Origin of the sequence: Caballeronia sp. LZ062 (assembly GCF_031450785.1) — a bacterium.
In the GTDB taxonomy this organism is placed as follows: domain Bacteria; phylum Pseudomonadota; class Gammaproteobacteria; order Burkholderiales; family Burkholderiaceae; genus Caballeronia.
Window position 1 is genome coordinate 887800 of sequence record NZ_JARTWB010000002.1, and the last position, 19438, is coordinate 907237.

Here is a 19438-nt window from a genome sequence, read left to right on the forward strand (position 1 = left end):
CGTCTTGCGACCGTCACGAGCGTCGTCATGGCTGCACAGGAAGAAAAAACGAGATGACCACGTATTCCAACGAAGCGGTACTCGAAGCACTTCGCCGGGCGCAGTATCGTCAAGTTCCGTGGGCGAAACGCCCCAACGTTTTCGACCGTCTTCGCGCCCTCGGGCTGCTGGAACTCGCGCGGCAACGCACCGTCGCGCCGGCGCCGGGTTTCCACGCACCGGTCGACATCGCGGTCGTGACCGAACGCGGCAAGCAGGAATTCACGCGGCTCTCACGCGATGAACGCTCCATCGACTGGGATTTGCGTCGCGCTGAACCGTATATTTTCGGTGGCCACGAAGCGGTGCTCGAAGCGAGAATCTGAGCGAATCGGCTGCGGCATCTTTGCGATGCCGCGTAGGAGTGCGGAGTTCGAAAAAAAGCCCGTGTCCGAAGACACGGGCAGACCGGATTCCACTGTTGCCATGCTGTGCTCATGGCACAACGTGTGACTGAGCAAGCCGCGCCGGGTTCCGCGCCAGCGCAGAGTTCATGCGCCAGAATCAGTGATGCGGCGAGCGTTCTTCGCGGTCGTTGTCCGGACGCGCGCGTGCATTGCTTGCGATGTCGCCACGCAGATCGCCCCGCGGCGCGGGCGGCGTCGAGACCCGAGCGCGGGCGGCGTCCGGCGGCGCGGGTGCGGATGTCTTCGCGCTCAGACGCAGATCGGCTGCTGGCGGCTGCGCGTGAGCGACGGACGCCAGGGCGGCGAGAGCCGTCGGAACGCCGCGCGCGAGCAGTGTCGATACCTTCATGAGAGTGTCCTGAGGTCCCGGTGGGACCCTGTTGGGTCACTCATCACGCTAAGCCTCGATCAGTCGAGACGCTGTAAGTAATCGTAAAGAGTTGTATCGCGCGACGAGCGGCGCGATGTCGGCTGGAACGCCGGGAAGGAATGCCAAGAAGACGCCGAAGCCGGATGTGGCCGGCTTCGGCTTCGAGCGCGGTACGCTCAGGCCATTTTGGCCGGTGCGCGCCACGATTCGGGATTGGTCCAGAACGCGCCGCGCAGGCGGTCACGGCTGGGCGGCGCGGGCGGCTTCACGGCGCTCGATCCGATGCGTCCGCGCAACGACACTTCGCGGCCGTTGTTCGAAAGACGCTTCACGATCTCCGCGAGCGTGCCGTCGGCCTGCCATTCGTCGAAACGGCGGCGGCAAGTGGGGGGCGAGGGATAACGGCCCGGCAGCTTCGACCAGCCTTCGCCCGTCGACAACACCCACAGCACGGCGTTGACCACCGACCGCGCTTCGACGCGCGGTCGGCCGCGCCGCTCGCTGCGCGCGGGCTCCGAACAGAACAACGCCTCAACCAGCGCCCACTCGTTATCTCTCAAATCGTCGAACAGCACCATATCTCTCACCTCAGCGAAGCTAACCCCGGTGCGCTGCCCCGCGCCGCGCACTCTGGTCGGAATCCGATGAACGAATACCAAGGAAAGGCCGAAGCGGCTGCGGCAAACCAGTTTCCGATACGTCCGCTGTGACTTCGACCTCTGTGCGCAATGAAATGCGAGAACCGTGCCATGCATGTCGCAAAATCCGGGAAACCCGCATGGCAGTAGGCTGACGCGATGCCAGCATGGCCCGTATAAGACCCGAAACGGATTGATTAAGAAATCGGGACAATCACCAATCCTGTGCAGCAGGCCCATCGGACGTGCGTTACCACCGATATGCTGCACCGCAGCGAAACCGGCATTAGCGCCTATAATTGCGCATGAAAAATCGCAATTAATGAATCGTCGGAATGAACGCTTCTCTGAACGTGACGCTGCGCCAGCTGCGCGTCTTTATCGAGGTGTCGAAGCTGCGCAGCTTCAGCCGCGCCGGCGCCGAGATCGGCCTCACGCAATCGGCCGTGAGCCGGTCTGTGCGTGAGCTGGAGAGCGAGATCGGGTTGAAGCTGATTGACCGGACCACGCGCGAAGTCCAGCTGACCGACGTCGGCATTGATCTGGTCGGCACCGTTTCGCGTCTGCTCGCCGATCTGGACGAAGCGCTGCGCGAAGCACGCGACCTGGGTCAGCAGCGTCGCGGCCGCGTGATCGTCGCGGCGAGCCCGACGATCGCGTGCCGGCTGATGCCGCGCGTCATCGCCTCGTGTTCGCGGCAGTTTCCGCTCGTTGCGCTCAGTCTGCGCGACGACGTGCAGTCGGACGTGCTGCGCAAGGTGAAGTCGGGCGAAGTGGATTTCGGCGTCGTCATCGGCCCGTTCTCCGCCGACGATCTGCACGGCGAACCGGTGATGACCGATTCCTTCTGCCTCGTCGCGCGGCGCGATCATCCGCTCGCGCACGAACGCGCCGCGCCGTGGGAGGCGCTCGCGGGCGAGCGGCTCGTCATGCTCGATCACGCGTCGGGCAGCCGCCCGATTATCGACGCCGTCATGCAGCAGCACGGCGTCGAAGCGCAGGTGGTGCAGGAGCTCGGCCATTCGGCGACCGTGTTCGGGCTCGTCGAGGCGGGCGTCGGCGTCAGCGTGCTGCCGTGGCTCGCGCTGCCGTTGCCGGCGGATTCGTCGCTCGTCGCGCTGCCGCTCGAACCGCGCGCCGAACGCACTGTTGAACTCGTGCGTCGCCGGGATCGCTCGCTCTCGCCGGCGGCGCAGTCGGTCTGGTCGCTGATCGCGGGGCTGCCGCGGCGTGCGGAAGACCTCTAAAACGCGCGCTTTTCGGCGCGTCATCTCGAAAATGCATGCTGCCGCGTTAGACTTCTTCCTTTTGGACGGAGCGGGCGATGAGTGAATCGGAAGGCGCGGTGATCGCTGAATTGAGCGGCTTGACGGCAGCACAGACGCACGAAGGCGGTGCGCCCAACGCCCGCGACGCGGTGCGCGCGTTGCGTCCCTCGCAGATTCGCGAAGTCGCGAACGCCGGCTTCGGCGTGCCGGACGTGCTGCCGTTCTGGTTCGGCGAATCGGACCGGGTGACGCCCGAGTTCATCCGCGATGCGGCGAGCCGCGCGCTCGCCGACGGCGCGACGTTTTACACGCACAACCTCGGCATCGCGCCGTTGCGCGAGGCGCTCGGCCGCTATGTCACCGCGCTGCACGGCGCGACGCCCGCCGCCAACATCGCGGTGACGAGCGCCGGCGTCAACGCGCTGATGCTGGCGGCGCAGCTCGTCGCCGGCGCGGGCGACCGGGTGGTTGCCGTGACGCCGCTGTGGCCGAATCTCGTCGAGATTCCGAAGATTTTAGGTGCGTCGGTCGAGACGGTCTCGCTAACCTACGGCGCCCGTGGGTGGACACTTGACCTGGACCGCCTGCTCGCCGCGCTGACGCCGTCCACGCGCATGTTGATGATCAACTCGCCGAACAACCCGACCGGCTGGACGATGACGCGCGACGAGCAGCGCATCGTCTTGGAACACTGCCGGCGTCACGGTATCTGGATCGTGGCCGACGAAGTCTACGAGCGCCTGTATTACGGCCCGGGCGCGGGCGTCGCGCCGTCGTTCCTGGATCTCGCCGATCGTGACGAGCGCGTGATCGCGGTCAATTCTTTCTCGAAGGCGTGGCTCATGACGGGCTGGCGGCTCGGCTGGCTGGTCGCGCCGGGGCGGCTCATGGACGATCTCGGCAAGCTCGTCGAGTACAACACGTCGTGTGCGCCGTCGTTCGTGCAGCAGGCGGGCATCGTCGCGGTGGAGCAGGGCGAGTCGTTCACGCAAGCGCTCGTGGCGGACCTGCGCGCGAGCCGCGACCATCTGGTGAACGCGCTGCAAACCATCGATGGTGTCGACGTACGCGCGCCCGACGGTGCGATGTATCTGTTTTTCTCGCTGCCGGGCGCGGCGCGCAGCCTCGAGCTGTGCAAGGCGCTCGTGAAAGAGGCGGGCCTCGGGCTCGCGCCGGGCAGCGCGTTCGGCGCGGAAGGCGAAGGCTTCGTGCGCTGGTGCTACGCGTGCGATCCGGCGCGCCTCGATGTCGGCGTCGAACGCTTGCGGCGGTTTCTGTCCACGCGCGGCGCCAAGTAGCGCACCGGGCGGCGCGCGAAGTGAGCCGGGCGGGGGCGTAATGGATCACCTTTACGCCCCGGTTCTTTTTGCGTAATATGGCGCTCAGTCACGCGCTTTCGCCTATGAAAGCGCCACCTCGTCCGGCTGGGATGGCCCGGCGATTCGCTCACCGATCGCCCATTGTCGCCTCTCCCCGGTGCGTGCTCCCAATCAATATGACCGATTACAATCGGGCGAGCGCGTCTTGAAACTCCGCGTCCAGCTTTATCGTGCGGCACCGCTTCGGTGACGTTCGAACTCGCTCAGGCTCGTTTTGAACCGGATCATTGACCATACAGGGTTGACCCAAGCTGCATGAATACCCAAGAGGCGAAAATCGTCCTCGAGACTGCTTTGATCTGCGCGCAGGAACCGCTGCGGGTGAATGACTTGCGCAAGCTCTTCGCCGACGACATTTCGGCCGATACCGTGCGCACGCTGCTCGAAGGACTACAGGCTGATTGGTCGGGGCGCGGCGTCGAGCTCGTGGCGCTCGCCTCAGGGTGGCGCTTTCAGAGCAAGCCCGCCATGCGGACGTATCTCGACCGGCTCAATCCGGAAAAGCCGCCGAAATATTCGCGGGCCGTGCTCGAAACGCTCGCCATTATTGCTTATCGGCAGCCAGTTACGCGGGGCGATATCGAAGAAATTCGCGGCGTCACGGTGAACACGCAGGTGGTGAAGCAACTGGAAGATCGCGGTTGGATCGAAGTAATCGGTCATCGCGACGTTCCTGGCCGGCCCGCGCTGTATGCCACGACGAAGCAGTTTCTCGACGATCTCGGCCTGACCGCGCTCGACGAGTTGCCTGCGCTGGACAACCCGTCGGCGCAGTTCGAAGCGTCGCTGCTCGCGCAGCATTCGATCGATTTTCCGGATGGCGCGGCGGCGCAGACGCCGTCTGCCGAAAGCGCGCAGCGCGAGGCGGAAGTCGTCGCGGATTCTGCTCAGGCTGGCGCAGAAGGCGCCGGTCCGGAGCTTGCGGCCGAAGCCCCTACGCAGGACATGACGCACGTTTCGCCACAGGAAGCAGCGCAGGCCGGAACGCTTCGTGCGAGCGAAGGATCCGAAATCAACGCCTTGGCGCAAGTCCGCCTGATCCCGGCGGTCGATGCATCAGAGACAGAGCAAGCGCCTGCGTTGGCCGACGCAGACGTTGCAGACGAAGCGGGCGCGCCGCCACCGGCGGCTGCCGATTCGCATGAAGAGCACGATCGGGCGGACGCCCGCGCATCGAATGACGTCGATCTTAGCGACGTCGCACCGAACGACGGCGAGCCGAACGACGGCGACCGCGACGAAGAACCGAAGGCGCGCCGCGCCTGACGCAATTGCATGGCCCCTGATTCAACTGGCTCCCGATAAAACATCACGTCGAAGACGAGAGCCGGACCGGTCAGCGGATATTTTTGACGCACCCGCCAGGGTGCGCAATTCGACATTTGAGGTTGTTTTGACACACTCCCACGACAGCGATTCGCCCGAATCCGCGCGCCCCGTGCATGGCGCGGACGCCCATGAGTCGGCCGATGCCGGCGAACGCACGCGCACCGACGACAGCGCCGACGGCGACGATCGTCCGCGTCGCGGCCTGCGCCGCGGGCCGCGCAGTCTGATCGCACGACGCCGTGCTGTCGCCAAGACCAAGGGCGCCGACGGCGCGCCGGCGGAGTCCGGCGCGGAGGCGGAAGCGCCGCCGGAAGGCGCCGTCGCCGCGCAGGTTCGCAAACCTCGCAAGGAGGCAGGCGCAAAGGCGCCGCGTCAGGCCGCAGCCCAGCGCGACGCCGCCGACGCGCAGCAGGGCGCCGCGAAGCAGGACGCCGCTCGACAAGGCGGCCGCAAGCGCGCGCGTCGCGACGAGGGCGAAGTCGCCGTGGAAGCCTCGGGCGACGCCGCAACGCGCGCGCCGCGAGAAGGGGCGCGACGCAAGAATCCCCAGCAAAAGCGTGAACGCCAGGCGGGCAAGCGCACCGATACGGGCCCCGCGACTGTCGAGAGCGCGGCGGCCGCCGCCGTCGACGACGTGTTCGCGTACGTCACGTCGCCTGCTTTCGACGCGGACAACGGCTCGGCGGGCGTGCGCGCGCCGATGCTCCGGCGTGGCCGCAACGCGCCCCAGCAAAAGCGCGTGCTCGAACCGGACGACGACGCGCCGAAGCTCCACAAGGTGCTGGCCGACGCCGGCATGGGCTCGCGCCGCGACATGGAAGAGTTGATCATCGCCGGGCGTGTGTCCGTGAACGGTGAGCCTGCGCATATCGGGCAGCGCATCATGCCGACCGACCAGGTGCGCATCAACGGCAAGCCGCTCAAGCGCAAGCTCGCGAGCAAGCCACCGCGCATCCTGCTGTATCACAAGCCGACTGGCGAGATCGTCAGTCATGCGGACCCCGAAGGGCGACCCTCCGTGTTCGACAAGCTGCCGTCGATGAAGACGGCGAAGTGGCTCGCGGTAGGGCGGCTCGACTTCAACACGGAGGGGTTGCTGCTGCTCACGACCTCCGGCGATCTGGCGAACCGCTTCATGCATCCGCGTTACAGCGTCGAGCGTGAATACGCGGTGCGCGTCGTCGGTCAGTTGTCCGAGGCGATGAAGCAGAAGCTGCTCAAAGGCGTCGAGCTCGACGATGGTCCGGCCAACTTCCTCCGAATTCAGGACGGCGGCGGCGAGGGTACGAACCATTGGTATCACGTCGCGCTGGCAGAAGGCCGCAACCGCGAAGTGCGCCGCATGTTCGAAGCAGCCGGGCTGATGGTCAGCCGGCTGATCCGCACGCGCCATGGTCCGATCGCCTTGCCGCGCGGCCTCAAGCGCGGCCGCTGGGAAGAACTCGAAGACAATCAGGTGCGCAGCCTCATGGCGGCAGTCGGCCTGAAGGCGCCGACGGCCGAAAAGGGTGGCCGCAGCGCGGCGCCGCGCGTCCAGCCTGACCCGATGCAAACGTCGATGGGCTTCATCACGCGCGAGCCGGTTCTCAGTTCGCACTCGCGCATGGCGCAGACGCCGGCGCGCGGCGGCCGGCGCGGCGGCGCGGGCGGGCTTCCGGGCACGTTCGGCGCGAGCGGGCTCGGCGGCATGGGCGGCTTCGGCGGCAACACGGGCAATGCGGGCAACACCGGCGGGACGGGGCGGCGCGGCGGCCGGGAAGTCAACGGCAATCGCATCGGCAATGAACCGAACGGCAATCGTGCGAACGGCGGCCGGTCGGGGCAGCGCAATGCGCGCGGTCAGGCTCCGCAGGCCATGAACGGCCCGGCCAAGCGTCAGCCAAGCGGCAACGGCCCGCGCGGCAATCGTCAGGGCGGCGCGCAGCAAGGCGCGGGGCAAGGCAAGGCCGGCGCCGGTCGCGGCCCGCGCAACCGCACGCGCGGACGCTGAACCGGCGTTGCAGAGCGTTTCGGTCGGCTGCGGCCTCGCCTGCAGCCGACCGCGCAGAGTGCGGCTCGCGCGGCGGCGCCCGTAATAAGCAAAAAAGCATGCGAACAGGCCCGAAACAGGTCCGATCGCGCGCTTTACGTTTGCGTTCATCCCGAAAAATAGCTAAAATCACGGAGTCGCTGGGCACATAGTTTTTTCGCTGCCCGGGTGCGACCTCGGTTGAAAAAGATGGGCGTTGCGCCCATTTTTTTTTGGCTTTTTGGTTCGGCATCTCGGGAGCAGGGGTGCGCCCAGTCAAGGCGCTCGCCCGCAGGTGTTTCGCGGCGCGAGCGCGAAACACCTTGGAGTTACTGTGCAACTGACGGAACTGATTGAAACCACGGTCTCGAGCCTGGGCTACGAGCTTGTCGATCTCGAACGTTCGGGAGGCGGCATGCTGCGTATCTATATCGACCAGCCGGCCGGTATCGCCATCGAAGACTGCGAGAAAGTCACGCGTCAGCTTCAGTATGTGCTCGAAGTCGAAAACGTCGATTACGACCGCCTCGAAGTGTCGTCGCCGGGGCTCGACCGCCCGCTCAAGAAGCTGGCCGACTTCGAGCGCTTCGCCGGCAACGAAGCCGTCATCACACTGAAAAAGCCGCTGGACGGGCGCAAGTCGTTCCGCGGCGTTCTGCACGCCCCCGAGGGCGACAAGATCGGATTGGAATTCGAAGGGAAGGACGGCGCCGCGATGCTCGATTTCACGCTCGCGGACCTCGATAAAGCACGTCTCGTCCCCAAAGTTGACTTTAGGAGCCGCAAACAATGAGTCGCGAAGTTTTGATGCTGGCGGATGCGCTGGCGCGCGAAAAGAACGTCAACAAGGACGTGGTGTACGCAGCTCTGGAGGCTGCGCTTGCTTCGGCAACGAAAAAGCTGTTCGAGGAAGATGTCGATATCCGCGTCGCGATCGACCGTGAAAGCGGCGAGCACGAGACCTTCCGCCGCTGGCGCGTGGTGCCGGACGAGGCCGGCCTCCAGGAGCCGGACCAGGAAATCCTGCTGTTCGAAGCGAAAGAGCAAAAGCCCGACGCGCAGGTGGACGACTACATCGAGGAACCCATTCCATCGATCGAATTCGGCCGCATCGGCGCGCAGGCCGCCAAGCAGGTCATTTTGCAGAAGGTGCGCGACGCCGAGCGCGAGCAGATCCTGAACGACTTCCTCGAGCGCGGCGAAAAGATCATGACCGGCTCGGTGAAGCGCCTGGACAAGGGCAATTTCATCGTCGAATCCGGCCGCGTCGAAGCACTGCTGCGCCGCGACCAGCTGATTCCGAAGGAAAACCTGCGCGTGGGCGACCGCGTGCGCGCGTATATCGCGAAGGTCGACCGCACCGCGCGCGGTCCGCAAATCGAACTGTCGCGCACCGCGCCCGAGTTCCTGATGAAGCTCTTCGAACTCGAAGTGCCGGAAATCGAACAAGGGCTGCTGGAAATCAAGGCGGCCGCGCGCGATCCCGGCGTGCGTGCGAAAATCGGGGTGATCGCCTACGACAAGCGCATCGACCCGATCGGAACGTGCGTAGGCATCCGCGGTTCGCGCGTGCAGGCCGTGCGTAACGAGCTCGGTGGCGAGAACGTCGACATCGTGCTATGGTCGGAAGACCCCGCGCAGTTCGTGATCGGCGCCCTCGCGCCGGCAGCCGTCCAGTCGATCGTCGTCGATGAAGAAAAGCATTCGATGGACGTCGTCGTGGACGAGAGCGAACTCGCGGTCGCCATCGGCCGCAGCGGCCAGAACGTTCGACTCGCCAGCGAGCTTACCGGCTGGCAGATCAATATCATGACGCCGGACGAATCGGCGCTGAAGCAGAACGAAGAGCGCGGCAAGTTGCGCGGTCTGTTCATGGCGCGGCTGGATGTGGACGAGGAAGTCGCCGACATCCTGATCGACGAAGGCTTCACGAGCCTCGAAGAAATCGCCTACGTGCCGCTCAACGAGATGCTCGAAATCGAAGCGTTCGACGAAGACACCGTGCACGAACTGCGCAACCGGTCGCGCGACGCGCTGCTCACGATGGCGATTGCCAACGAGGAGAAGGTCGAAGGCGTGGCGCTGGATCTCAAGAGCCTCGATGGCATGGACAACGAGCTTCTCGCGAAGCTCGCGGAGCATCAGATTCAAACCCGCGACGACCTCGCGGAGCTGGCAGTAGATGAACTGGTCGAGATGACCGGGATGGAAGAGGATAACGCTCGCGCGTTGATCATGAAAGCACGTGAACACTGGTTCCAGTGAGAAATGACCATGGCGCACTGAAATATCGCGGCCAGTTCGGCCGCATGACCCGATCTAACCGCAAGGACTGATCCTTGCATCAAGAGGAATGAATGGCGAGTAACAACGTAGCCCAATTTGCCGCGGAACTCAAAATGCCTGCGGGCGTGCTGCTCGAGCAGTTGCAGGCGGCTGGCGTCCAGAAAGCGAGCGCGAACGACGACCTGTCCGAGACGGACAAGGCGCGTCTGCTCGATCATTTGCGCAAGTCGCACGGGTCCGCCGATGCCGACAAGCGCAAGATCACTCTGACCCGCCGGCATACGTCGGAAATCAAGCAATCCGACGCAACGGGTAAGGCTCGCACCATTCAGGTCGAGGTGCGCAAGAAGCGTGTGTTCGTGAAGCGCGACGAGGCCGGCATCGAGCAGCCGGCGGAAGCGCCCAATAACGTCGAAGACGAAGTCGACGAGGCCGAACTGCAGCGCCGCGAGGAAGAAGCGCGCCGCGCTGCGGAGCAACTCGAGCGCGAAGAGCGCGAGTTGAAGGAGCGTCAGGCGCGTCTCGAACAGGAAGAAGCCGAGCGCCGCGCCCGCGAGGAAGCGGCGGAAGCCGAGCGCCGCCGTCAGGAAGCGGAAGCCGAGCGCCGTGCGCAGGCCGCCGCGCAGGCTGCGGAGATTTCGCGCGCCGCACAGGCAGCGCGTCAGGAAGCGCGCACGCCGGTCGCCGCCGAAGTGAAGCCCGAAGTCAAGCAGGAAAAGCAGGACGACAGCGCCCAGCGCGAAGCCGCCGAAAAGGCAGCGGAAGAAAAGGCGGCAAGCGAACGCGCCGCCCAGCGCGAAGCCGCGAAGAAGGCGGAAGACGCGGCGCGTGAAGCCGCCGAGAAGGCGCGTCTCGAGCAGGAAGCCATTGCGAAGCGCCGTGCGGCGGCGGAAGCCGAAGCGCGCGCCATCCGCGAGATGATGAACACGCCGCGCAAGGCGCAGGTCAAGGCGCCGGAACCGGCGCCCGCGGCGAAGCCCGCCGAAGCGGCCAAGGCTGCCGAAGCGAAGGGCACGCTGCACAAGCCGGCGAAACCCGAAGGCGCGCAAGCCGCGCGTCCGGCAGCCGCGAAGAAGCCGGCGCCCGGCGCGGCAGCGCCCGCCACGACGGCGCCGACCGGCGACAAGAAGAAAGCCGGCGGCAAGGGCGGCTGGCAGCAGGACGACGCATCGAAGCGCCGCAGCATCAAGACGCGCGGCGACACGAGCGGCGGCGTCGATCGCGGCTGGCGTGGCGGTCCGAAGGGCCGTGGCAAGCATCAGGAACAAACGTCGTTCCAGGCGCCGACCGAGCCGATCGTCCGTGAAGTGCACGTGCCGGAAACCATCTCGGTGGCCGATCTCGCGCACAAGATGTCGGTGAAGGCTTCGGAAGTCATCAAGGTGATGATGAAGCTCGGCCAGATGGTCACGATCAACCAGGTGCTGGACCAGGAAACGGCGATGATCGTCGTCGAGGAACTGGGCCATCGCGCGGTCGCGGCGAAGCTGGACGATCCCGAGGCGCTGCTTATCGAAGGCGAAGCCGCCGAGGAAACGGCAGAGCGTCTGCCGCGTCCGCCGGTCGTCACCGTCATGGGTCACGTCGACCACGGCAAGACCTCGCTGCTCGACTACATCCGTCGCGCGAAAGTGGCGGCGGGCGAAGCCGGCGGCATCACGCAGCATATCGGCGCGTATCACGTCGAAACGCCGCGCGGCGTCATCACCTTCCTGGATACGCCGGGTCACGAGGCCTTCACGGCCATGCGTGCGCGCGGCGCGAAGGCAACGGACATCGTCATTCTGGTGGTCGCGGCCGACGACGGCGTGATGCCGCAGACGAAGGAAGCGATCGCTCACGCGAAGGCGGGCGGTGTACCTATCGTCGTGGCGATCAACAAGATCGACAAGCCGGAAGCGAACCCGGACCGCGTGAAGCAGGAACTCGTTGCGGAAGGCGTGGTGCCGGAAGAGTACGGCGGCGATTCGCCGTTCATCGAAGTGTCGGCGAAGACCGGCAAGGGCATCGACGATCTGCTGGAAAACGTGTCGCTGCAAGCCGAAGTGCTGGAACTGACCGCTCCGGTCGATGCCGGCGCGAAGGGTCTCGTGATCGAAGCGAAGCTCGACAAGGGCAAGGGTCCGGTCGCAACCATTCTGGTGCAGTCGGGCACGCTGAACCGCGGCGACGTGGTTCTCGCGGGCAGCGCCTACGGCCGCGTGCGCGCCATGCTGGACGAAACCGGCAAGCCGACGAAGTCCGCAGGTCCGTCGATTCCGGTGGAAATCCAGGGTCTGTCGGAAGTGCCGGCGGCGGGCGAAGAAGTCATCGTGCTGCCGGACGAGCGCAAGGCGCGCGAAATCGCGCTGTTCCGTCAAGGCAAGTTCCGCGACGTGAAGCTCGCCAAGCAGCAGGCTGCGAAGCTCGAGAACATGTTGGAGCAGATGGGCGAAGGCGAAGTGCAGAACCTGCCGCTCATCGTCAAGGCGGACGTGCAGGGTTCGCAGGAAGCGCTCGTGCAGTCGCTGCAGAAGCTCTCGACCGGCGAAGTGCGCGTGCAGATCGTGCACAGCGCGGTCGGCGCGATCAGCGAGTCGGACGTCAACCTGGCAACGGCGTCGAAGGCGGTCATCATCGGCTTCAACACGCGTGCGGACGCGCAAGCCCGCAAGCTGGCCGAATCGAACGGTATCGACATTCGCTACTACAACATCATCTACGACGCAGTGGATGAGGTGAAGGCGGCCATGTCCGGCATGCTGGCGCCGGAGAAGCGCGAGACGGTGACGGGCACGGTCGAGGTGCGTCAGGTCATTCGCGTGCCGAAGGTCGGTCTGATCGCGGGTTGTATGGTCACGGACGGTTTCGTAAAGCGCACGTCGTCGGTTCGCGTGATTCGCAACAACGTCGTGATCCACACCGGCGAGCTGGATTCGCTGAAGCGCTTCAAGGACGACGTCAAGGAAGTGCGTCAGGGCTTCGAGTGCGGTATCTCGATCAAGAACTTCAACGACATCGTCGAAGGCGATCAGCTGGAAGTCTTCGAAGTGACGGAAGTGGCTCGCACGCTGTAACGCATTAATACGCCGAGCCTCAAGGCGGAGCGGGCCTGACGGCTCGCTCCGCCTTTTTCTTTGGCGCGGCGATAAGCAAGAAAGGAATCAAGATCATGGCTAAAAGACGTACGTCGACGAATCGCAACGTGCAGATCGCGGACCAGATTCAGCGCGATCTCTCGGAACTCATGCGCGAGGTGAAGGACCCGCGCATCGGTCTGGTGACGATGCAGAGTGTCGAGCTGACGCCCGACTACGCGCACGCGAAGGTCTACTTCACGACGCTCACGGGCGATCCCAAGCAGACCGAAGAAGCGCTCAACCACGCAGCCGGTCATCTGCATAACCTGCTGTTCAAGCGCCTGCACATTCATACGGTGCCGACGCTGCATTTTCACTATGACAAGACGATCGAGAAGGCCGTCGAGATGTCGCGCCTGATCGACGAAGCGAACGCGACACGCGCGAAGGATGACGACGAGGAAGGCGCGTAAGCGATGAGCGGCACGAAGATTCCGCGCCGCGCGCTCGACGGCGTGTTGCTGCTGGACAAGCCGCTCGGTCTGTCGAGCAACGACGCGCTGATCAAGGCGAAGCGCCTCTATCTCGCGAAAAAGGCGGGGCACACGGGCACGCTGGATCCGCTCGCAACCGGCCTTTTGCCGCTGTGTTTCGGCGAGGCGACGAAGTTCTCGCAAGACTTGCTCGAAGCGGACAAAACGTACGAAGCGACGATGCGCCTCGGCATTCGCACGACGACGGGCGACGCCGAAGGCGAAGCCGTCGAGACGCGGGACGTCACGTGCGACGAAGCGGCCGTCGAAGGCGCGATGCAGCGTTTTCTCGGCGACATCGTGCAGGTGCCGCCGATGTATTCGGCGCTCAAGCGCGACGGCAAGCCGCTCTACGAATACGCCCGCGCTGGCCAGACGGTCGAGCGCGAGGGCCGACAGATCACGATTCACGCGCTGAAGATGATCGCGTGCGCGCTGCCGCTCGTGACGTTTCGTGTGACGTGCAGCAAGGGCACGTATGTGCGCACGCTAGCCGAGGACATCGGTGAGGCGCTGGGCTGTGGCGCGCATTTGACTGCGCTGCGTCGCACCGGAGTCGGCGCGCTGACGCTGGAAGGCGCCGTGACGCTGGATGCGTTAGCCGCTGCGGCCGAGCCGGAACGCGACACCTGGCTGCGTCCGGTCGATGCGCTGTTGTCGACTTTCCCGGCCGTCCATCTGCACGACGACGCGATGCGGCGCTTCCGGCACGGTCAGCGGTTGCGTCTGGAAGAGCTGGGCGAACCGGCATCCACGGGGCTTGCTACAGACACGCGAGTGCGCGTCTACGACGATGCGGGAAAGCTGCTCGGCGTCGCGCGAGCATCGGAGGGCGTGCTCGCCCCTGAGCGGTTGGTGGTGAGCGGGTCTTGACTGACCGCCGCGAACGCATGCACAAATAAAAAGGAGAGGCCAGCGCCTCTCCTTTTTCATTTCTGCCGACGCATCGCGTTCAATGCGCCGCCGATGCCGCCGCTGCCGAATCGCCGCCGCCCGAGCGTTCGGGACGCGTGATCCAGATCAGCGCGATCAGCGCGACGAAGATGCCCGCCGAGATATAGAACATGTCGTTCACGCCGAGCTGCGCGGCCTGCTGCGTCGCCATGCTGTTAAAGAGACCGTAGGTCTGCTCCTTCGACATGCCGAGCGCGCTCATCTGCTGCATCGAATTGGCGAACGTCGGGTTATACGAGTTCGCCTGTTCGATCAATTGCGCATGATGCACGATCGAGCGATGTTCCCACGCCGTCGAGAAGATCGACGTGCCGATGCCGCCACACATGATCCGCACGAAGTTCGACAAGCCGGAGGCAGCCGGAATGCGATGCCCCGGCAAGCCCGACAGCGTGATCGACACGAGCGGAATGAAGAAGCCCGCCATGCCGATGCCCTGAATGAGCGTCGGCAGCGTCAGCGTCCACGTATCGACGCCGGTCGTATAGCGCGAGCGCATCCAGAAGCACAGCGCGAACACGAGGAACGCGGCCGTCGCGATGCGCCGCGGGTCCGTGCGCGGCAGGAACTTGCCGGTGATCGGCGAAAGCAGAATGGCGAACACACCGACCGGCGCCATCACCAGACCGGCGTTCGTCGCCGTGTAGCCGATGTCCGTTTGCAGCCACAGCGGCAATAGCACGAGATTGCCGAAGTAGAGTCCGTAGCCGATCGACAACGCGATCGTCCCGCCTGTGAAATTGCGCAGTTCGAAGAGCGACAGGTCGACGACCGGATGCTCCGCCGTCAGCTCCCACACGATGAAGAACGCGAACGAGATCACCGCGATCAGCGCGAGCACGACGATGGTCGTCGAGTTGAACCAGTCGAGGTCCTTGCCCTTGTCGAGCATGACCTGCAACGAGCCGACCCAGATCACGAGCAGCCCGAGGCCGACGGTGTCGATTGGCGCCTTGCGAATCGCGGAATCGCGGTCGCGGAAGATCGCGAACGTGGCGAGCGCCGCCGCGATCCCGACCGGGATGTTCACGTAGAAGATCCAAGGCCACGAGATGTTGTCGGAGATCCACCCGCCGAGCACCGGCCCGGCGACCGGCGCAATGAGCGTGGTCATCGACCACATCGATAGCGCCATCGGCGCTTTCTCGCGCGGATAGCTCGCGAGCAGCAGCGTCTGCGACAGCGGGATCATCGGCCCGGCGACCGCGCCTTGCAGCACGCGCGCGGCGAGCAGGAACGGCAGCGTCGGCGCGAGACCGCACAGCCACGATGCGAGCACGAACAGGATGATCGAGCCGAGAAAGAGCCGTACCTGTCCGAACCGCTGCGTGAGCCAGCCGGTGAGCGGCACCGAAATCGCGTTGGCGACCGCGAACGACGTGATGACCCACGTGCCTTGATCCGACGACACGCCCAGATCGCCCGAAATCGACGGAATCGAGACGTTCGCGATCGACGTGTCGAGCACGTTCATGAACACCGCGAGCGACACGGCGATCGTCCCGATGACGAGCTTGCCGCCTGAAAGCGGCGGATGGACGACGTTAGCTTGAGACATGTGTTGGTTCCGCGAGGCGGCCGCTTACATCAGCTTCGCGGCCGACGCGGACTTGGTCGCCTTGCCGCGCGAAGCGGCGGGCGAGCCCGTGCCTTGCGTAGCCGCACCGCTGCCGGCGTTCTGCTGGATGATGCGCGCGATTTCCTGATCCGCCTGCGCACCGTACTTGTCGAACACGTTCGTCTGATAGACGGTGTTCGGCACGTTGCCCAGCTGGCCGCCTTGTTCGTCCTTGATGGTGACGTCGACGTTCATCGACAGACCGATACGCAGCGGATGCTGCTCCAGTTCCTTCGGATCCAGCTCGATACGCACCGGCAGGCGCTGCACGACCTTGATCCAGTTGCCGGTCGCGTTCTGCGCGGGCAGCAGTGAGAACGCCGAACCCGTGCCCGCCGAGAAGCCGATCACCTTGCCGTGGAACACGACGCCCGAACCGTACAGATCGGCCGTCAGTTCGACCGGCTGGCCGATGCGCATGTGCTTGAGCTGCACTTCCTTGAAGTTCGCATCCACCCACACGCCGTTGAGCGGCACGATCGCCATCAGCGGATTGCCCGGCGCGACGCGCTGGCCGACCTGCACCGAGCGCTTCGCGACATAGCCCGTGACCGGCGCGGGCAGCGTGTTGCGCGCGTAGTTGATGTACGAATCGCGCACCTTCGCGGCGGCGGCAAGCACGTTCGGATGGTCCGCGATGGTCGTGTTCGCCGTCAGCGACCGGTTCGAGGCCAGTTCCTGCTGCGCGGCGTCGAGCGCGGCCTGCGCGCTGCGCACGGCATCACGTGCGTGCGAGATTTCTTCCTGCGATACCGCGCCCGTCTGCGCAACGGTGAGGCGGCGGCGCAGGTCGTCCTGCGCGCGCGACAAGTCGGACTTGCGCAGCGCGACTTGCGCTTCGTACTGGTTGTTGTTGACGAAGAACGTGCGCACCTGGCGCACCGTCTGCGCGAGGTTCGCTTCGGCCTGATCGAGCGCGACCTTCGAATCGGCCGGATCGAGCGCCACGAGCGGATCCCCGACCTTCACAGTCTGGGTGTCGTCGGCGTTCACGGAAACTACCGTGCCGACCACTTGCGGCGTGATCTGCACGACGTTGCCGTTGACATACGCGTCGTCCGTCGACTCGTGGAAGCGGGCGACGAGGAAGTAGTACAGGCCGTACGCGACGCCGGCGATGAGGATGACGAGAACGATCAGCGTCATCAGCATGCGGCGCTTGCCGCTGCTTTGCTTCGGCGCGGGCGTAGGTGCGGGCGCGGCGGCGGTTTGTTGAGGGTCGCTCATGAAGGGCTCCGAGAAATCCGTGTTGGTCTTGATGCGTGTTCTTTTGAAGGGCTCAGTTCGACGGCGTGGTCTGATTTGCAGCCTGCCGTTGCCCGCTGCCGTCGATGGCGAGATTCGTGCTCGTCGCGTCGAAACCGCCGCCGAGCGCGCGAATCAGCGCAATCTGCAAGTCGGTGCGTTTCAGGCGCAGATTCGTCACGGTCTGCTCGTTCGCGAGGCGGTTTTCGTCCGCCGTGAGCACTTGCAGTTGCGGCGAGAGGCCTGCCTTGTAGCGGATCACCGCCAGCTGATAGGCGCTCGTCGCGGCGGCGAGGGCGCGTTGCGCGTCGGCCATCTGCCGGTCGAGCGAGCGGATCGAGGAGATGTTGGTCGCCACGTCGTTCAGCGCGTTCACGAGCGTCTGATTGTAGTTGGCGACCACGTTATCGAAATCGGCGTAACGGCCTTTTAGCTGCGCGCGCAGGGCGCCCGCGTCGAAGATCGGCAGGTGGATCGCCGGTCCCGCCTGGATCTGCCGGCTGCTCGCCTGCAGGAAGCGGCCCCAGCCGAAGGCGTCGAAACCGAAGCCCGCCGCAAGGTTGATGTCCGGGAAGAACTCGGCCTTCGCTTCCGCGATGTCGTGCGTCGCCGCTTCGACCTGCCAGCGCGCCGCGACGATGTCCGGGCGGCGCGAGATGAGATCGGCCGGAACGTTGTCCGGCAGCGTCACGTTGACGTTCGAATCGATCACCGGATTGGCGATCTGCAAGCCGCGGTCCGGACCCTTGCCGAGCAGCGCAGCCAGCTGATAGCGCACCGACTGGATTTGCCCGTCGAGTTCGCTCAGGTTGGTCTGGCTCGTCGCCACGTTGCCTTCGGCGGTGCGGCGTTCCACGTTCGTGTCGAGGCCCGCGCTCACGCGCCCGCCGGTGATGCGGCCGACGTCCTGGCGGTTGGCGATCTCGCGCTGGGTGACATCGCGCAGCGCGTAGAGCAGGGCAAGCTGGTTATAGGTGCGCGCGACCGATGCCGCGAGCGTCACGCGCGCCTGCTGCATATCGGCCTCGGCCGCTTTCTGCTGCGAGACGGCCATGTTCAGGCGGGAGCGGTTCTTTCCCCACAGGTCCAGATCCCACGACGCGCTGGCGAGCACGTTGTTCTCGCTGAACCACGTGCCGCCGTAGGGCGGCGGAAAGAGCGCGTTGCCCGAATACAGCTCGCGCGTCCACGAATACGAGCCGTTCACGTGCGGATAGAGCGCCGAGCGCGAGCTTTCGATGTACGACGACGCCTTCGCGATGCGCGCCTGCGCCTGCGCGATGCTCGGGTTGTCCGCGACGGCTTCGTCGATCAGCTGCGGCAACTGCGGATCGCCGAACTGCTTCGCCCAGTCGAGGCTCGGCCACTGGCCGCCTTGCCCCGGCACGCTTTGCGTCGACTGCAAGGCGTCGGGCGTGGTGATCTGCTTGTCGCTCGAAATGCCCGCGTAGTTCGCGCAGCCCGCGACCGCGAGCGCGGCCACGGCAGCCGCAACGGCGCTTTTCGCGCCGCGCAGGGCGCTGTTCGGCCTGCACGCGGACAAGGAAAGGTGTTTCATCGCTCGTCTCTTGAGATGAGTGTTAAAGATGGACGTTGCAACCAATTTTTCGGTGGTGAGTACGCAATGCCGGGGTCGATTGCTTGTCAGCGCAATGAACTGGCAGGCTTATCACCGCTTCCCGCCGGGCAGGCCGCAGGATCGCACGTATTGGCGAGAATGCGCCTGAGCATGCTCTTCAGGAAGCCGACTTCCTCCGGTGTGAAGCCCGCGAGCAACGCATCGAGAACGCGCGTGAAGATGGCGGGCACCTTTTCCGCCATCGCGCGGCCGTCGGCCGTGAGCGCGAGGCGCACCACGCGCCGGTCTTCTTCGCTGCGCACGCGCGACAGGAGCCCGCGCTTCTCCAGCCGGTCGATCAGGCGGGTCACCGCGCTCGCGTCGATGCCGTATTCCCGCGCAATATCCGCCGCCGTCAGGCACTTGCCGACAGCCAGCATGAAGACGATGCTCGCCTGCGTGCTCGTGATGCCGAGCTCGGACGTGGTGTGCTGCGTCACCATGTTCCACAGCGTCGACCGCACGCGGCTCAGCAAATAGCCGACGCTTTCGCTCAACACGTAGTTGTCGATCGCCGTGGGTTTGGGAGCGTCGCTCATGAGAAAAGTTTGTGCGAGTGCAATAGTTGACTAGGCAGGATTATAGGGGCGTGAATCGGCCGCTGCAACAGTCTTTTCGGAGACTGCTTAACAATCCGTGCGCGAAGGCCGGACGCATGGGCAGCTTTTGGGCAGCTTCGATGCTGAC

General features: G+C 65.2%; 16 protein-coding genes. 10 read left to right on the forward strand and 6 right to left on the reverse strand.

The genetic code is table 11. The annotated features are described in order from the left end of the window. The first annotated feature begins 53 nt into the window (after window positions 1–53). Complete coding sequence (locus tag P9239_RS10245; protein WP_309750351.1) at window positions 54–365, forward strand: hypothetical protein; 312 nt, start codon at window positions 54–56, stop codon at window positions 363–365. 178 nt (window positions 366–543) lie between these two features. Here the strand turns inward: P9239_RS10245 and P9239_RS10250 are convergent, their stop codons facing one another. Next, complete coding sequence (locus P9239_RS10250) at window positions 544–795, reverse strand: hypothetical protein (protein ID WP_309750353.1); 252 nt, start codon at window positions 793–795, stop codon at window positions 544–546. 197 nt (window positions 796–992) lie between these two features. Then, the gene (locus P9239_RS10255) at window positions 993–1394 is read right to left on the reverse strand and encodes a transposase (protein ID WP_309750355.1); all 402 of its coding nucleotides are present in this window, start codon (window positions 1392–1394) and stop codon (window positions 993–995) included. Between the two features lie 407 nt (window positions 1395–1801). Here P9239_RS10255 and P9239_RS10260 point away from each other — a divergent pair, with 407 nt between their 5' ends. From P9239_RS10260 to truB, 9 genes are all read left to right on the forward strand, one after another. Then, window positions 1802–2701 carry a LysR substrate-binding domain-containing protein gene (locus P9239_RS10260; protein ID WP_309753980.1) on the forward strand — a complete coding sequence of 300 codons (900 nt, stop codon included), beginning with the start codon at window positions 1802–1804 and terminating at the stop codon, window positions 2699–2701. A gap of 77 nt (window positions 2702–2778) precedes the next feature. Further along, window positions 2779–4020: a pyridoxal phosphate-dependent aminotransferase gene (locus P9239_RS10265; RefSeq protein ID WP_309750356.1), complete on the forward strand. Its 1242-nt coding sequence runs from the start codon at window positions 2779–2781 to the stop codon at window positions 4018–4020. Window positions 4021–4356: 336 nt separating this feature from the next. After that, window positions 4357–5367 (forward strand): SMC-Scp complex subunit ScpB, encoded by a 1011-nt coding sequence (scpB, locus tag P9239_RS10270; RefSeq protein WP_309750358.1) that lies wholly within the window; start codon window positions 4357–4359, stop codon window positions 5365–5367. A 127-nt stretch (window positions 5368–5494) separates the two neighbouring features. Continuing rightward, window positions 5495–7420, forward strand: coding sequence for a 23S rRNA pseudouridine(2605) synthase RluB (gene rluB / locus P9239_RS10275; RefSeq protein WP_309750360.1), 1926 nt, complete (start codon window positions 5495–5497; stop codon window positions 7418–7420). Window positions 7421–7772: 352 nt separating this feature from the next. Next, window positions 7773–8231 carry a ribosome maturation factor RimP gene (gene rimP / locus P9239_RS10280; RefSeq protein WP_175940666.1) on the forward strand — a complete coding sequence of 153 codons (459 nt, stop codon included), beginning with the start codon at window positions 7773–7775 and terminating at the stop codon, window positions 8229–8231. Next, window positions 8228–9703: a transcription termination factor NusA gene (gene nusA / locus P9239_RS10285; protein ID WP_309750363.1), complete on the forward strand. Its 1476-nt coding sequence runs from the start codon at window positions 8228–8230 to the stop codon at window positions 9701–9703. Before rimP ends, nusA begins: the two co-directional genes overlap by 4 nt. A gap of 92 nt (window positions 9704–9795) precedes the next feature. Continuing rightward, window positions 9796–12780: a translation initiation factor IF-2 gene (infB, locus tag P9239_RS10290; protein WP_309750364.1), complete on the forward strand. Its 2985-nt coding sequence runs from the start codon at window positions 9796–9798 to the stop codon at window positions 12778–12780. A 95-nt stretch (window positions 12781–12875) separates the two neighbouring features. Then, window positions 12876–13256: a 30S ribosome-binding factor RbfA gene (rbfA, locus tag P9239_RS10295; protein WP_309750365.1), complete on the forward strand. Its 381-nt coding sequence runs from the start codon at window positions 12876–12878 to the stop codon at window positions 13254–13256. Window positions 13257–13259: 3 nt separating this feature from the next. Then, window positions 13260–14189, forward strand: a complete 930-nt coding sequence (gene truB / locus P9239_RS10300) for a tRNA pseudouridine(55) synthase TruB (protein ID WP_309750368.1) — start codon at window positions 13260–13262, stop codon at window positions 14187–14189. 79 nt (window positions 14190–14268) lie between these two features. Here the strand turns inward: truB and P9239_RS10305 are convergent, their stop codons facing one another. The 4 genes from P9239_RS10305 to P9239_RS10320 form a co-directional block, all read right to left on the reverse strand. Continuing rightward, window positions 14269–15828, reverse strand: coding sequence for a DHA2 family efflux MFS transporter permease subunit (locus P9239_RS10305; RefSeq protein ID WP_309750370.1), 1560 nt, complete (start codon window positions 15826–15828; stop codon window positions 14269–14271). Between the two features lie 24 nt (window positions 15829–15852). Then, on the reverse strand, window positions 15853–17115 hold the full coding sequence (locus P9239_RS10310; RefSeq protein WP_309750372.1) for an HlyD family secretion protein: 1263 nt from the start codon (window positions 17113–17115) through the stop codon (window positions 15853–15855). A gap of 52 nt (window positions 17116–17167) precedes the next feature. Then, window positions 17168–18691, reverse strand: a complete 1524-nt coding sequence (locus P9239_RS10315; protein WP_309750375.1) for an efflux transporter outer membrane subunit — start codon at window positions 18689–18691, stop codon at window positions 17168–17170. 86 nt (window positions 18692–18777) lie between these two features. Continuing rightward, entirely contained in the window at window positions 18778–19290 is a 513-nt protein-coding gene (locus tag P9239_RS10320) for a MarR family transcriptional regulator (protein WP_309750378.1), read from the reverse strand. Window positions 19291–19438: the final 148 nt, after the last annotated feature.